Source organism: Kitasatospora sp. NPDC001119 (genome assembly GCF_053598475.1).
Genome location: NZ_JBSFKI010000005.1, coordinates 319,642 through 334,105 on the forward strand (window position 1 = coordinate 319,642; position 14,464 = coordinate 334,105).

A 14,464-nucleotide genomic window follows, 5' to 3' on the forward strand; every position below is an offset into this window, starting at 1 on the left:
GTCAGTTCACCTCCGCGCTCAGATCACTCCCGCCTGCCGGGCCGTCTCCTCGAAGGCGCGGGCCACCGGGCTGCCGCGGTAGGGGGTGAGGCGGCGGTGGAAGTCCCGGACGTACTCCAGCGAGCGGGCCGAGCGCATCTCCCCCGCCGCCCGCAGCGCGTCGGTGGCCATGGTGCACGCCTCGTCGAGGTCCCCCATGCCGAGCCGGGCGGTGGCCAGCACCAGGCGGCAGAAGATCCGGCTGCGGGCGTAGGCGGGCGAGCGCAGCCGCAGCGACTTCTCGGCGTGCTGCGCGGCCGTCCGCCACTGCTGGAGGTCGCGGTAGCAGTGGGCGAACTCGTCGGAGAGCTGGGCCTCGTCGAAGTACCGTGCCCAGGAGGGCAGTTCGTCGCCCGTCCGGGCCGCCGCCAGGGCGCGCTCGGCGCGCACCAGGGCGGTGGTGCAGGACCGGACGTCGCCCAGCAGGCCGTGCCCGCGCGCCTCGGCGGCGTGCATCAGCGACTGGACGACCGGCGGCACGGCGGTGCCCACGCCCTGCTGGGCGACCCTGGCGAGCTGGACCGCCTCCCGGCCGTGGCCGAGGTGGACGGCCTGCTGGCTCATCGTCACCAGCACGTAGCCGCCGAGCGCGCGGTCCCCGGCGGCCTGGGAGAGGCGCAGCGCCTGGACGAAGTAGCGCTGGGCGAGGCCGTGCGCGGCGATGTCGAAGGACGTCCAGCCGGCCAGCCTGGTGAGGTCGGCGACGGCGCCGAACAGGGCCCGGCCGATCTGCTCGCCGTAGCGGCCGCGCAGCATCGGCTCGGCCTCGCTCTCCAGGTAGCGGACCAGCGCCTGGCGGGCGTGGCCGCCGCCGTAGGCGTGGTCGAGCGCGCGGAAGAGGTCGCCGACGGCGCGGATGGCGGCGATGTCGCCGCGGCCGACCCGCAGGGTGGGGCGGGACTCGCGGGCCGGGTCGGTGTACGGCGGCTCGACGGCGACCGGCGGCCGGCGGCTCTGGATCGGCACCCGGCCGATGGTGGGGGCGGTGCCGGTCGTCCCGGCGGTGCTGCGCGCGGTGGGGGCCCCGGGGGCGCCGGGGGCCGGGCCGCGCAACGGGCTCCCGGGGGACGCGCCGGGCGCACCCGGTGCCGGGGCGCCGGTGATGGCCGCGGAGGTGGCGCTGCCGGAGGGTGGGCCGGTGGCGGTGTCCGGCCGGGCCAGGGTGGAGCCGTCCCGGGCGACCCGCTCGTCGGTGCGGCCGATCAGCCAGTCCCGGCTGGGGACGACCAGGCCGGCCGGGGTGAAGGCGATCCGGCGCAGCTCGGACTGCGGGCCGTTGTCCTTGCGCCACATGCTCGCCACGATGTCCACCGCCTCCTGCGGCGTCTCGGCGAACTCCAGGCCCGCGTAGACCGGGGCGCAGGCGTCCAGGCCGAGGTCCTGGGCGGTGAGGCGGCGGCCGAGCCGGCGGGTGAAGACCTCGGCGATCAGCGCCGGGGTGGCCCCGCGCGGCTGCTGGCCGCGCAGCCAGCGGGTGACCGAGGTCTTGTCGTAGCGCAGGTCGAGGCCGTGCTCCAGGCCGAGCTGGTCGACCCGGCGGGCCAGGCCCGCGTGCGAGAAGCCGGCCTCCTCGATCAGCGCCGCGAGCTGGCCGTTCTGCGGGGCCGGGCCGGAGTGGCCGGCGCCGCGGGCCGGGGCGGGCGCGACGGGGTTCTCGTGCCGGTCGGGTGTGGCCTGCACCGGCAGCCGCAGGTCGTCGGCGTCCGGGGCGTCGGCGGTCAACGTGTCGGTGGTCGACGCGTCGGCGGTCATGGCGTCGGCCGTCAGCGTGTCGGCGGTCATGGCGTCGGCGGTCAGTGCGTCGGGGGCGTCCGGAAGGGTCCGGCCGACCGGACCTCGGTGCTGGCCGAGCGGGTCGAGCGGTCCGTACGCCGGGCTGTCGGTTGCAGGCCGTTGGGGCATGTCTGTCAACACCTCTCGGACGTCGCACCGGGCCTCACCAGCACTTCGGCGGCCTGGGGCGGCGCCCCCTGTCGGGAATCGGCGTGAATGTAGCGAGCATTCGGGCGCTATGGGTGGATCTGACCGAGCAATCCACCGAACGGGTGAAGCAACCGCGCCCATTGTGGGGAAGCGGAGCCGGGAGGGGTTTGGTCTTCCGTAGCCGAACCGTCGGTGGTTCCGGGGGCCTCTCCGAGGGCCTCTCCGAGGGTCGATCCGCCGTTCGGGCCGCGGGTCGCCGTCATGGCGGACAACGCCACAACCTGGCGGGATGCTGTGGCGGTCCGCCACATGGGAGCGGGGCCGCCGGATTCCTACCGTTCTGGGCCATGGACACCTCTACTGCCCGCCCGCTCGCCGGGCGCACGGCCATGGTCACCGGGGCCGCCTCGGGCATCGGCCGGGCCTGCGCCGAGGCCTTCGCCGGGGCCGGCGCCCGGGTCTACGTCGTCGACCTCGCGGCCGGCCCGGCCGAGGAGCTCGCCGAGCGGATCGGCGGCCGCGCGATCGTCACCGACCTCGCCGACCCCGGGGCCGTGGACGCCCTCCCGGACGACGCCGACATCGTCGTCAACAACGCGGGCCTCCAGCACGTCGCCCCCGTGCACGAGTTCCCGCCCGACCGCTTCACCCTCATCCAGCGCGTCATGGTCGAGGCCCCCTTCCGCATCCTGCGCCGCACCCTGCCGCACATGTACGAGCAGGGGTGGGGCCGGGTCGTCAACATCTCCTCCGTCCACGGCCTGCGCGCCAGCGCGTTCAAGTCCGCGTACGTCACCGCGAAGCACGCGCTGGAGGGCCTGAGCAAGACCGTCGCCCTGGAGGGCGCGCCGTACGGCGTCACCAGCAACTGCGTCAACCCGGGCTACGTCCGGACCCCCCTGGTGGAGAAGCAGATCGCCGCCCAGGCGCTCGCGCACGGCATCCCCGAGGACGAGGTGGTCGAGCGGATCATGCTCGACCGCACCGCCGTGAAGCGCCTCATCGAACCCGACGAGGTCGCCCAGCTCGCCCTCTGGCTCTGCTCCCCCGCCTCCTCGTACATCACCGGCGCCAGCCTCCCCGTCGACGGCGGCTGGACGGCGCACTGAGCGACGGGCGCTCCGTGGTCCGGCCATCCCTCTCATAGGGAGAGCGGGCACATTCGACCCCGGGACTGTGTGGGCCGCCCACATAGTCCCGGGGTCGGCCGCTTCCTACCTTGTGGCGACATCGTCTCCCCCCTGGTTCTGGAAGTGGTGGCCATGAGCACCTCCGCACGAGGTACGGCGGCGAGCAGTTCACTCCCGAGAGTGGTGGCTGCGAGCCTGATCGGCACGACGATCGAGTGGTACGACTACTTCCTGTACGGAACGGCGGCGGCCCTGGTGTTCGGGAAGCTGTTCTTCCCGCACAGCGATCCGCTGACCGGGACGCTGCTGTCCTTCCTGACCTACGCGATCGGCTTCGCGGCGCGGCCGCTCGGGGCGCTGGTGTTCGGGCACTTCGGGGACCGGGTGGGCCGGAAGAAGCTGCTGGTGGTGAGCCTGCTGCTGATGGGCGGGTCGACCACGGCGATCGGGCTGCTGCCGACCTACGACTCGATCGGGGTCGCGGCGCCGGTGCTGCTGACGGTGCTGCGGCTGGTGCAGGGCTTCGCGCTCGGCGGCGAGTGGGGCGGCGCGGTGCTGCTGGTGTCGGAACACGGGGACCAGCGGCGACGGGGCTTCTGGGCGTCCTGGCCGCAGGGCGGGGCGCCGGCCGGGAACCTGCTGGCGGCCGGGGTGCTGTCGCTGATGACGGCGGTGCAGTCGGACGCGGCGTTCCTGGCCTGGGGCTGGCGGGTGCCGTTCCTGCTGTCGGCGGTGCTGGTCGCGGTCGGGATGTGGATCCGGCTCGCGGTGGACGAGTCGCCGCTGTTCAAGCAGGCGCTGGCGGCGCAGCAGTCCCGGAAGGCTCCCGAACGGCCGCCGCTGGTCGAGGTGTTGCGGAACCACTGGCGGGAGGTGCTGGTGGCCATGGGCGCGCGGATGGCGGAGAACATCTCCTATTACGTGATGACGACGTTCGTGCTCGTGTACGCCGTCAACCACGCCCACTTCTCCAAGCAGACCGCGCTGAACGCCGTGCTGGTCGCCTCCGCGATCCAGTTCGCGCTGATCCCGCTGTTCGGCGCGCTGTCCGACCGGGTCGGGCGCAGGCCGGTCTACCTGGTGGGCGCGGTCGGGGTGGGCGCCTGGGCCTTCGTCTTCTTCGGCCTGGTCGACACGAGGTCCTTCGGCTCGCTGCTCGCCGCCGTGACCGTCGGACTGGTCTTCCACAGCGCCATGTACGCACCCCAGGCCGCCTTCTTCTCCGAACTGTTCGCGACCCGGATGCGGTACTCGGGCGCCTCGATCGGGGCCCAGTTCTCCTCCGTGGCGGCCGGCGCCCCGGCGCCGCTGATCGCCACCGCGCTGCTCAAGGACTACGGCAGCGCCACCCCCATCGCGGTGTACGTCGCCGTCGCGGCGGCGGTCACCGTCCTGGCGGTGCTCTGCGGCCGGGAGACCAGGGGCCTGGACCTCGCGGAGGTCGAGGGGCAGGCCGGCCAGGACGGCCCGGAGCCGGACGCCGCCGCGGCCGGAAGGCCCGCCGTCGTCTGAGGGCCGAGCCGGTACGATCGCGCTTTCTCGGAACCGACGGAACCGACGCCGATTGGCAGCACGCACCATGAACCACCCTCAGGAAAGCGCCGCGCCCGCGCTGCGGCGACTGCTCGACCTGCTCGCCTCCGGCGCCGCCACCGAGGACTTCGCCGACGTGCTGGCCGACGCCCGCCGCCGCGGGGCGCCGGCCGCCGTCCTCGCCGAGATCGACGACGCCACCTGGCAGGCCCTGCGGGTCCACCGCACCCTGCGTCAACACCGGCGCCGCGAGGCCGAGTTGACCGCCCTGTTCGACACCGCCGGGGACCTCGCCGCCTCCCGGGACCTGGACACCGTGCTCCAGGCGATCGTCCGCCGGGCCCGGATGCTGCTCGGCACCGACACCGCCTACCTGACCCTGCCGGACGAGGCCGCAGGCGACACCTACATGCGGGTCACCGACGGCTCGGTCTCCGTCCTGTTCCAGACCCTGCGGCTCAGCCTCGGCCACGGCCTGGGCGGGCTGGTCGCCCAGACCGCCCGCCCGTACGCCACCCCCGACTACCGCACCGACGAGCGCTTCCACCACACCGGCACGATCGACGCGGGCGTGCTGGACGAGGGCCTGGTGGCGATCATCGGGGTGCCGCTGCTGCTCGGCGGGCAGGTCATCGGCGTCCTGTTCGCCGCCGACCGCTCGCCGCGCGCCTTCTCCCCCGACGAGGTCGCGCTGCTCTGCTCGCTGGCCGCGCACGCCGCGATCGCCCTGGACACCGCCAAGTCGCTGGCCGACACCCGGGCCGCGCTCGCCGAGCTGAACGCCGCCAACGAGCTGGTCCGGGCCCACTCCGCCGCCGTCCAGCGCGCCGAGCAGGCCCACGACCGTCTCACCGACCTGGTGCTGCGCGGCGCCGAGGTGCCGGATGTCGCCGCCGCCGTCGCCGCCCTGCTGGGCGGGGAGATAGCGGTCCTGGACGCCGAGGGCGAGCCGCTGGCCGGACGCTCCGCCCCCGCCGCCGAACTGGCCGAGGCGGTTGCCGCCTCCCGCGCCGAGGGCCGGTCCGTACGGCACCGCGAGCAGTGGGTCTGCGCGGTGCTGGCCGGGCACGACGCGCTCGGCACCATGGTGCTGCGCGGCCGCCCCGACCTCGACGACGCCGACCGGCGGCTGTTCGAGCGGGCCAGCGTGGTCACCGCCCTGCTCCTGCTGCTGCGCCGCTCCGTCGCCGAGACCGAGAACCGGATCCGCGGCGACCTGCTCACCGACCTGCTGACCGCCCCCGAGCGCGACCCGGCCGGGCTCACCGCCCGCGGCCGCCGGCTCGGCGTCGACCTCGCCCGGCCGCACCTGGTGCTGGTCGCGGAGCCGGCCGACGGGAAGACCGACGAGCGCGGCCGGCTGGCCGGGGCGGCCCGGCGCTACCTGTTCGGCTCCCGGGGCGTCAGCGCCGAGCACGCCGAGACGGTGGTGCTGCTGACGCCCGTCGAGAGCGGCAGCGGCAGTGGCAGCGGCGGCGCGGTCGGCGCCGGCGATCCCGAGGAGACCGCCCGGCAGGCCGCCGAACGGCTGGCCCGGCTGGCCGGGTTCCCGGTCACCGTCGGCGCGGGCCGCCCGGCCGCCGGGCCGTCCGCGCTGGCCGCCTCCTACGGCGAGGGCCTGCGCTGCCTCCGGGCCCTGCGGGTGCTCGGCCGGGCCGGGGAGGGCGCCTCCGCCCGGGCGCTCGGCTTCCTCGGCGTGCTGCTCGGCGACGGCCACGACGTGGACGGCTTCGTCGGCGCGACGCTCGGCCCGCTGCTGGCCTACGACGCCCGGCGCGGCACCGAGCTGGTCCGCACCCTGCGCGCCTACTTCGACTGCGGCGGCAGCCTGACCAGGGCCAAGGACGAGCTGCACGTCCACGTGAACACCGTGGTCCAGCGGCTGGACCGGGTCGAGGCGCTGCTCGGGCGGGACTGGAACCAGCCGGAGCGGTCGCTGGAGCTCCAGCTCGCGCTGCGGCTCCAGCTGCTCGCGGGGGGCTGAGCTGGGCGGGGCGGCTGAGCAGGGCTGCTGGGCGGGGCAGGGCTCGGGTCGGGCCGCTGCCCGCAGGCGGCTGAAGGGGTTCGGACGGGCTGGGCGTACAGTGGCGAGGTTGGTCTCGAACGCCTGGCAAGGAGCGGCAGCGGTGAGCGAGAACGTGCGTTTTGTTCGCATGGGCATAGGTGAGCGGACCGTGCCCTACCAGGAGGCCTGGGAGGAGCAGCAGCGGCTGCACGCGCTGCGGGTCGCGGACGAGATCCCCGACACCGTCCTGCTCCTGGAGCACCAGTCGGTGTACACCATGGGCAAGCGCACCAACCCCGCCGACCTGCCGCTGGACGGCACCCCGGTGGTCGAGGTCAACCGCGGCGGGGAGATCACCTGGCACGGCCCCGGCCAGCTGGTCGGCTACCCGATCGTCAAGCTGCCCGACCCGATCGACGTCATCGCCTACGTCCGCCGGCTGGAGGAGGCGCTGATCCGCACCGCCGGCGAGTTCGGCATCGACTCCACCCGGGTCGAGGGCCGCAGCGGGGTCTGGGTGCTGGGCGAGTCCATCCCGGACGCCGTGGTGGACCCGGCGCAGGTCGTGGACATCGGCAAGCTGACCCTGCGGATGGGCCTGCCGCTCGGCATCGACCCGCGCCTGGCCGGCCCCGAGTACGCGCCCTCCAACGCCGGCCAGCGCGGGGACGACCGCAAGCTCGCCGCGATCGGCGTGCGGGTCGCCCGCGGGGTCACCATGCACGGCTTCGCGCTCAACTGCGACCCGGACATGACCTGGTTCGACAAGATCGTGCCGTGCGGCATCCGGGACGCGGGCGTCGCCTCGCTCACCGGCGAGCTGCGGCGCGGGCTGTCCGCCGCCGAGGCGGCACCGGTGGTCGAGCGGCACCTGGCGGCCGTCCTCGCCGAGCTGCCGGAGCCGGCGCTCAGCCGCTGAGCGCCGCCGCCCGGCTCCGGTGCACCGCCGAGCACCTGCCCTGATGTGTCCTGACGGCCGTCCGCCCCGACAGCCGTCCCCCCCTGTCCTGACGGCCGTCGGAAATCCCGGCGGCCGCTGGGAATCTACCGACCGGTAGCCATGTTGCCCTGCGATTGCAGGGCAACAGGCCCGACGAAGGCCGTACAACCACAGGCGTACCCTGGGGGTACCCCGTCTAGTTCTAGGAGTCGCACGTGTCCGCTGTCGCGCCCGACGGCAGGAAGCTGCTCCGCCTGGAGGTCCGCAACAGCGAGACCCCCATCGAGCGGAAGCCCGAGTGGATCAAGACCCGCGCGAAGATGGGCCCGGAGTACAACGCCCTCCAGTCGCTGGTGAAGAAGGAGGGGCTGCACACGGTCTGCCAGGAGGCCGGCTGCCCCAACATCTTCGAGTGCTGGGAGGACCGCGAGGCGACCTTCCTCATCGGCGGTGACCAGTGCACCCGCCGCTGCGACTTCTGTCAGATCGACACCGGCAAGCCCGCCGAGTTCGACCGCGACGAGCCGCGCCGGGTCGCCGAGTCCATCGTCACCATGGACCTCAACTACGCCACCATCACCGGCGTCGCCCGCGACGACCTGGAGGACGGCGGCGCCTGGCTGTACGCCGAGACCGTGCGCCAGGTGCACGCGATGACCGCCGACCGCGCGGCCGGCCGCACCGGCGTCGAGCTGCTCATCCCCGACTTCAACGCGGTGCCCGAGCAGCTGGCCGAGGTCTTCTCCTCCCGCCCCGAGGTGCTCGCGCACAACGTCGAGACGGTGCCGCGGATCTTCAAGCGGATCCGCCCGGCCTTCCGCTACGAGCGCTCGCTGGACGTCATCACCCAGGCCCGCGCGGCCGGGCTGGTGACCAAGTCCAACCTGATCCTCGGCATGGGCGAGACCCGCGAGGAGGTCAGCCAGGCGCTGGCCGACCTGGTCGGCGCCGGCTGCGAGCTGATCACCATCACCCAGTACCTGCGCCCCTCGCTGCGCCACCACCCGGTGGAGCGCTGGGTGAAGCCGCAGGAGTTCGTCGAGCTCCAGCAGGAGGCCGAGGAGCTGGGCTTCGCGGGCGTCATGTCGGGCCCGCTGGTGCGGTCCTCGTACCGGGCCGGCCGGCTGTACCGGCAGGCGCTGGAGCGGCGCGAGCAGGCCGCGGTCTGACGGTCTCCTGACCGGTACGGTCCGATCGGGCCGGTCGGACCGTTCGGTCCGGCCGTGCCGTTCAAGCCAGGGAAAGGGCGGAGCTTCGGCTCCGCCCTTTCGGTTTCACCACGCTTTGACGGCCTGGTCACGGGCTGGTAACACGGGGTGGGGACGCTGGACGCCTGGTGAGCGTTCGATTTTTCTCGGCCACCTCGGCCACCTCGGCCGGCTCGGCCACCACGGCCGTCTCACCCGGCTCGGCCGGCTCGGCCCCCATCAGCCCGGAGAGGAGCTGTTCGGCATGCGGATGCGGATCCGATCGGTCGGAGTGGCACTGCGGTACGCCGAGAGCGTGCTGCTGGCCCCCGGCCAGCAGCACGCGCGCCGCAACGCGTGGGCGGCGGTGTGCGAGAACCGCCGGTACGCGGCGGACCGCCGGCACGACGACGCGGAGGCCGCCCGGACCACGCCGCAGCCCCTCTCCACGCCCCCGGTCCGTCCCGCGCCGCGGACCCGTTCCACGCCACGGAAGTGAGCCCCCGGCGTCGCTGTGCGCGACGGCGCACCGGCGCACGGGTCACGGTTGGGGCGAACGGGTACCCGGGCTTGGATATCCCGTACCCGTGCCACGTACCATGAGCGTTATGGCGAGGGAAACATCCGAGAACCCCGGACGGCTGAAGCAGATCCGTCTGGCGTACACCATGACCAAGAAGGTCGACACCAAGATCGGCCTGATCATCGCCGGCGTCGGCCTGCTGACCTTCGGCGTGTTCCTCGCCATCGGCTTCGCGATCGAGCATCCCGTCTACCTGGGCATCCTGGGCTTCATCGTGGCCGTGCTGGCCATGGCGATCGTCTTCGGGCGCCGGGCCGAGCGCGCCGCGTTCGGGCAGATGGAGGGGCAGCCGGGCGCCGTCGCGGCGGTGCTGAACAACATCCGGCGCGGCTGGAGCTCCAACAGCACCCCGGTCGCGGTCACCCGTAGCCAGGACGCGGTCTACCGCGCCGTGGGCCGGGCAGGCATCGCGCTGATCGGCGAGGGCAACCCGAACCGGGTCCGCCAGCTGCTGGCCTCCGAGAAGAAGAAGATGGCCCGTGTGGTCGGCGACGTGCCGGTGCACGACATCGTGGTGGGCAACGGCGAGGGCGAGATCCCGCTGAAGAAGCTCCAGATCCACCTGATGCGCCTGCCCCGCGCCATCACCGCCGCCCAGGTCACCGAGACCAACGACCGCCTGCGCGCGCTGGGCGACCTGCTCTCCAAGGCGCCGATCCCCAAGGGTCCGATGCCGAAGGGCGCCCGGATGCCCAAGGGCGGCCAGGCCCGCTGACCCTCCCCCGCCCCTCACGACACGAGAACGGCCCCGCTGAATCCTCAGCGGGGCCGTTTCGGCATCGTCCGGCATCTGCTGCCGGGCTTGTCCGGACCGTGCTAGATGCGGACCTCGACCGTGCCGACCGCCTTGTCGTGCAGGCCGCGGGTGTCGCGGTCCCAGACCAGCGGCGGCACCACCAGGCAGAGCAGCAGGGTGCGCAGCAGGACCTGCGGGATGGTCGCGCGGCGGCCGTCCAGCCGGACCACCCGGAGGCCGAACAGCCGCTTGCCGACCGTCGTGCCGGTGGTGGAGAGCATCAGGGCCGCGACGAGGAAGTACAGCGGGCTGGTCCACAGGTTGGCCTCGGCCTGGTCGCCGCGGGCGATCAGCCCGTACGAGATCAGGGCGACGAGCCAGCCGTCCACGAACAGCGCGCCGATCCGGCGGCCGGGGCCGGCGATCGAGCCGGGGCCCTCCTTGGGCAGCCCGAGGCGCTCGCCGCGGTGGCCGAAGTCGGCGCCCATCTTCTCGGCGGCCGCCCGGGGGCCGTCGATCCACGATCCCAACGCTTCTCTGGTGTCCACGAATCCACACTAACCGGGCTGACGGGTCGCACCGCCACCGGCTCCCCTCCGGCCGGGGCATCACCCCCGACCGGGTGAATCGTCATCCCGGCGCCCTTCCAAGTGGTCCAGACCACTTGCGGAAGGGTGCGCAGCTGGGCGGGGCGATTTGTACCGTCCCGTACATCTTTGCCGCCCGCGAGGCGACCGTGGTTAACATCTAGGAAACGAGTGGGTCACCGGCTGGAAACGACCCATTCCTATGGTGAGCCCAATTCGCACGCCGAGGAGGATGGATGTTCAACAACGCCGCCGAAGTGAAGCAGTACATCCAGGACAACGACGTGAAGTTCGTCGACGTCCGGTTCTGCGACCTGCCGGGCGTCTTGCAGCACTTCTCCGTACCTGCGGCGACCTTCGACCCGTCCGAGATCCTGATGTTCGACGGCTCGTCGATCCGCGGCTTCCAGGCCATCCACGAGTCCGACATGGCCCTGGTGCCGGACCTCGCCACCGCCCGCCTCGACCCCTTCCGGGCCGAGAAGCACCTCAACATCAACTTCTTCATCCAGGACCCGGTCACCGGCGAGGCCTACAGCCGCGACCCGCGCAACGTCGCCAGGAAGGCCGAGGCCTACCTGGCCTCCTCCGGCATCGCCGACACCGCGTACTTCGGGCCCGAGGCCGAGTTCTACGTCTTCGACTCGGTCCGCTTCGAGACCAGCGCCAACGCGTCCTTCTACCACATCGACTCGGAGGCCGGCGCCTGGAACAGCGGCGCCGCCGAGGGCGACGTGCGCGGCTACAAGGTCAAGTACAAGGGCGGCTACTTCCCCGTCCCGCCGGTCGACCACTTCGCCGACCTGCGCGCCGAGATGTCGCTGGAGCTCGCCAAGGCCGGACTGGAGGTCGAGCGCCAGCACCACGAAGTCGGCACCGCCGGCCAGGCCGAGATCAACTACAAGTTCAACACCCTGCTGCACGCCGCCGACGACCTGATGCTGTTCAAGTACATCATCAAGAACGTCGCCTGGCGGAACGGCAAGACCGCCACCTTCATGCCGAAGCCGATCTTCGGCGACAACGGCTCCGGCATGCACGTCCACCAGTCCCTGTGGACCGAGGGCTCGCCGCTCTTCTACGACGAGCAGGGCTACGCCGGACTCTCCGACACCGCCCGCTACTACATCGGCGGCCTGCTGCGGCACGCCCCCTCGCTGCTGGCCTTCACCAACCCCTCGGTGAACTCCTACCACCGCCTGGTGCCGGGCTTCGAGGCGCCGGTCAACCTGGTCTACTCGCAGCGCAACCGCTCCGCGGCGATCCGCATCCCGATCACGGGCTCCAACGCCAAGGCCAAGCGCATCGAGTTCCGCGCCCCGGACCCGGCCTCCAACCCCTACCTGGCCTTCGCCGCCATGCTGATGGCCGGCCTCGACGGCATCCGCAACAAGATCGAGCCGCTGGAGCCCGTCGACAAGGACCTCTACGAGCTGGCCCCCGAGGAGCACGCCAACGTCCCCCAGGTCCCCTCCTCCCTCCCCGCCGTCCTGGAGGCCCTCGAAGCCGACCACGAGTACCTCCTCGCCGGCAACGTCTTCACCCCGGACCTCATCGAGACCTGGATCGACTACAAGCGCACCAACGAGATCGCCCCGATCGCCCTCCGCCCCCACCCCCACGAGTTCGAGCTCTACTACGACCTGTAGGGGTGCCTCTGACCTGCGGAAACGTGATTCGACCTCTCATCGTTTCCGCAGGTCGGCAGCGCTCTGACCTGCGGAAACGCGAGGCTGCCGACCCGCGTCGAACGCTCTGGGGCTCGCGATGTGAAATGAGAGTGCACTGGGTTCGATCTCGGCAGGAGTTCTGTGTAGTACCCCTCGCACCTGGACCCACGAGCCCCGAGCGATGCATCTTGTGGATCATCACGTGGCACCAATGAATTACTAGAAGCATAAGTGGCAGGACGCATAGCCCACACTCAAGAGGATGGGCACGTCCCGCCGCTTGGCTTCATTGATCGCCTCCTACCGCCTCACCGAAAACGTACGCGGGGCGACGGCGCATGCCAGCCGGTGAACGATGTCGGAAAGCCGTGTGCGGGAGAACTGCATGCACGCTTTGAAGCGGCGGGGACTGGAAACGGAGCATCGGCCACCGCGCCATTCTCCGATCCTACTCAGAAAGTGATCGGTTCGGCTCTGCATCGATCCCGATGGCGAGGGAGTCAGACCAGCGGGCGATTTGCGGCGGCACGGTAACCGGCGCAATGGGTCGTGCTTCCGGTCGGCTGTTCTAGTCAGCCGGGCGCGCCGTCGGGCCTCGGCAGTATCGGTGCCAGCGGCGCCCCCAACTGCCGCATGGCCCGACGGGCGCACTGTCGAACGGCAGCGAATCCCTTTGCCGCTTCGGCACCGCGAGGCGGACCACTGCCTCCTCCTCGGGGTACAGTCGTGCTTCCGGGGGATCCACCATCGTCTCGGCACTGGCGACGCGGTCAGGCAGGATCTCCTCGATCACCCGACAGCGCCCTTGGCACTGACAGGCAGGTGCAGGCGAATCATTCGCCCCTGATCTGCTGAATCAGAGTAGGGTGGCCCACCATCGGCCACACTTCGGAAACTCGACCGCTCTCCAGCCGGTAGAAAACATGGGCTCGCTGGGTGACGCGCCGGCCGGTGGCATCGATCCCGCCGAACTGCCCAGTGTGCGTGCCCGTCAGCGTTCCTCGAACCGCGACCTGGTCATCATCCGCAACGATGCCCTCGACCTCGAACCGCAGGTCCCCGAAGGCTCGGCAGAGCGAACCCCAGGTGGCCTTGATGATGTCCGGACCAATGCGATCGCTGTGCTGCGCGTTGTGCATCACCGCATGGGCCGCCACCAGGTCGTCGGCAAGGCTCTCGTAGCGGGCCTGGTTCATGGCCTCGTCGTAGAGACGGATCACGATGGCCTTGTTGAGCTCAGCTGTGCTGGTCATTCTTTTCCTCCATAGTGCGAGGCCGTTGTGTCGAGCGGCACAACGGATCCTGCCAATCGACGCTAGGGAAGCTCTGACGATTGGATAGGGACAGATGTCAGGGCCGTTGCAAAGTCTGGTGATCTTGTGAGTGTGTCTGGTCAGGCGATGCCGAGAGGTTGAGCGGGCGGGTGAAGGGCTCATAGGAGGCGTGCCGGAGGCCGGCGGCAATGTTGCGGTGCCCGTGCTGCCGCGGCGTGTTGATCGCCAGGTTGCGCAGGGTTGCCATGTTCCCGGGGCCGTGGCCGGTGCGGATCCTCGAGGCGTCCTCGGCGAAGGTGGTGTCGCGGACGAAGTGCAGCCGGTTTTCGGTGGTCCACTGCGACATGGCGAGTTGGCCGAGTCGCTGGGGCGAGGCCTGGAGGTCGGTGATCGCGTAGACGGTCTGGCGGTTGACGGTGCCGGTCTTGAGGTTGGTGCGGTGGTGCAGGATGCGTGCGGCCTGGACGGCATGGGGGAAGTCCAGGCCGGGGTCGGTGACGGTGAGGGCTCTGGTCGCGCGGGTCCCTTTGCGGCCGTGGCCGGTCTCGCGGTCGTAGCGGCGCGCGGTGACCTCCTTCCGCAGCAACATCCGGAGCCTGCAGTGCAGTTCGGGCTGGTTGCGCTTGACCACCAGCACGTAGTGGGCATTCTTCTCCTCGGCCAGGAAACGTCCGTGGCCGCGCTGGGTGTGCAGGGCATCGGCGGTGACCGTGACCCCGGTCAGGTCGTAGGGCTCCAGCAGCGCGGTGAAGCAGGCGATCTCGTTGGTCCTGTCGGGCACCCGTAGCTGGGTGACGGTCCGGTCGTCGCCGGTCATCGCGGCCGGCAGGTGGGCGATGGGTGAGGTGCCGTGCCGG

The 14,464-nt window shown here is 71.8% G+C and carries 13 protein-coding genes; 8 read left to right on the top strand and 5 right to left on the bottom strand.

From position 1 onward, the window contains the following. Positions 1-18: 18 nt before the first annotated feature. Positions 19-1,941: a regulator gene (locus ACWDD9_RS08845; protein WP_449811166.1), complete on the bottom strand. Its 1,923-nt coding sequence runs from the start codon at positions 1,939-1,941 to the stop codon at positions 19-21. Between the two features lie 368 nt (positions 1,942-2,309). On the opposite strand from ACWDD9_RS08845, the gene ACWDD9_RS08850 reads away from it, so the two are divergent. From ACWDD9_RS08850 to ACWDD9_RS08880, 7 genes are all read left to right on the top strand, one after another. Then, the gene (locus ACWDD9_RS08850) at positions 2,310-3,071 is read left to right on the top strand and encodes a 3-hydroxybutyrate dehydrogenase (protein WP_049659106.1); all 762 of its coding nucleotides are present in this window, start codon (positions 2,310-2,312) and stop codon (positions 3,069-3,071) included. A 153-nt stretch (positions 3,072-3,224) separates the two neighbouring features. After that, positions 3,225-4,604 (top strand): MFS transporter, encoded by a 1,380-nt coding sequence (locus tag ACWDD9_RS08855; protein WP_449811167.1) that lies wholly within the window; start codon positions 3,225-3,227, stop codon positions 4,602-4,604. 67 nt (positions 4,605-4,671) lie between these two features. Continuing rightward, a complete protein-coding gene (locus ACWDD9_RS08860) occupies positions 4,672-6,609 on the top strand; it encodes a helix-turn-helix domain-containing protein (RefSeq protein ID WP_449811168.1) in 1,938 nt (645 codons plus the stop codon). Positions 6,610-6,778: 169 nt separating this feature from the next. Beyond that, positions 6,779-7,549 carry a lipoyl(octanoyl) transferase LipB gene (lipB, locus tag ACWDD9_RS08865; RefSeq protein ID WP_049656811.1) on the top strand — a complete coding sequence of 257 codons (771 nt, stop codon included), beginning with the start codon at positions 6,779-6,781 and terminating at the stop codon, positions 7,547-7,549. Positions 7,550-7,785: 236 nt separating this feature from the next. Continuing rightward, entirely contained in the window at positions 7,786-8,739 is a 954-nt protein-coding gene (gene lipA / locus ACWDD9_RS08870) for a lipoyl synthase (RefSeq protein WP_049656812.1), read from the top strand. A 283-nt stretch (positions 8,740-9,022) separates the two neighbouring features. Then, a complete protein-coding gene (locus tag ACWDD9_RS08875; protein ID WP_117487469.1) occupies positions 9,023-9,256 on the top strand; it encodes a hypothetical protein in 234 nt (77 codons plus the stop codon). A gap of 109 nt (positions 9,257-9,365) precedes the next feature. Then, entirely contained in the window at positions 9,366-10,055 is a 690-nt protein-coding gene (locus ACWDD9_RS08880; protein WP_049656816.1) for a DUF4191 domain-containing protein, read from the top strand. A 101-nt stretch (positions 10,056-10,156) separates the two neighbouring features. Here the strand turns inward: ACWDD9_RS08880 and ACWDD9_RS08885 are convergent, their stop codons facing one another. After that, positions 10,157-10,624 carry an RDD family protein gene (locus tag ACWDD9_RS08885; protein ID WP_074000874.1) on the bottom strand — a complete coding sequence of 156 codons (468 nt, stop codon included), beginning with the start codon at positions 10,622-10,624 and terminating at the stop codon, positions 10,157-10,159. A 275-nt stretch (positions 10,625-10,899) separates the two neighbouring features. Here ACWDD9_RS08885 and glnA point away from each other — a divergent pair, with 275 nt between their 5' ends. Continuing rightward, complete coding sequence (gene glnA / locus ACWDD9_RS08890) at positions 10,900-12,312, top strand: type I glutamate--ammonia ligase (RefSeq protein WP_049656821.1); 1,413 nt, start codon at positions 10,900-10,902, stop codon at positions 12,310-12,312. A gap of 240 nt (positions 12,313-12,552) precedes the next feature. Here glnA and ACWDD9_RS08895 read toward each other — a convergent pair whose 3' ends face one another. From ACWDD9_RS08895 to ACWDD9_RS08905, 3 genes are all read right to left on the bottom strand, one after another. Then, positions 12,553-12,627, bottom strand: a complete 75-nt coding sequence (locus ACWDD9_RS08895) for a hypothetical protein (RefSeq protein WP_449811179.1) — start codon at positions 12,625-12,627, stop codon at positions 12,553-12,555. Positions 12,628-13,166: 539 nt separating this feature from the next. Next, the gene (locus ACWDD9_RS08900) at positions 13,167-13,586 is read right to left on the bottom strand and encodes an ester cyclase (protein ID WP_449811169.1); all 420 of its coding nucleotides are present in this window, start codon (positions 13,584-13,586) and stop codon (positions 13,167-13,169) included. Between the two features lie 97 nt (positions 13,587-13,683). Further along, on the bottom strand, positions 13,684-14,464 hold a 781-nt coding region (locus ACWDD9_RS08905; RefSeq protein WP_449811170.1), incomplete at its 5' end, for an ISAs1 family transposase.

What these genes read in the sequence shown, in the direction of transcription:
- glnA (WP_049656821.1), top strand. Translation starts at nt 10,900, where the DNA reads ATGTTCAACAACGCCGCCGAAGTGAAGCAGTACATCCAGGACAACGAC.
- ACWDD9_RS08880 (WP_049656816.1), top strand. Translation starts at nt 9,366, where the DNA reads ATGGCGAGGGAAACATCCGAGAACCCCGGACGGCTGAAGCAGATCCGT.
- ACWDD9_RS08855 (WP_449811167.1), top strand. Translation starts at nt 3,225, where the DNA reads ATGAGCACCTCCGCACGAGGTACGGCGGCGAGCAGTTCACTCCCGAGA.
- ACWDD9_RS08875 (WP_117487469.1), top strand. Translation starts at nt 9,023, where the DNA reads ATGCGGATGCGGATCCGATCGGTCGGAGTGGCACTGCGGTACGCCGAG.
- ACWDD9_RS08900 (WP_449811169.1), bottom strand. Translation starts at nt 13,586, where the DNA reads ATGACCAGCACAGCTGAGCTCAACAAGGCCATCGTGATCCGTCTCTAC.
- ACWDD9_RS08850 (WP_049659106.1), top strand. Translation starts at nt 2,310, where the DNA reads ATGGACACCTCTACTGCCCGCCCGCTCGCCGGGCGCACGGCCATGGTC.
- ACWDD9_RS08860 (WP_449811168.1), top strand. Translation starts at nt 4,672, where the DNA reads ATGAACCACCCTCAGGAAAGCGCCGCGCCCGCGCTGCGGCGACTGCTC.
- lipB (WP_049656811.1), top strand. Translation starts at nt 6,779, where the DNA reads ATGGGCATAGGTGAGCGGACCGTGCCCTACCAGGAGGCCTGGGAGGAG.
- ACWDD9_RS08845 (WP_449811166.1), bottom strand. Translation starts at nt 1,941, where the DNA reads ATGCCCCAACGGCCTGCAACCGACAGCCCGGCGTACGGACCGCTCGAC.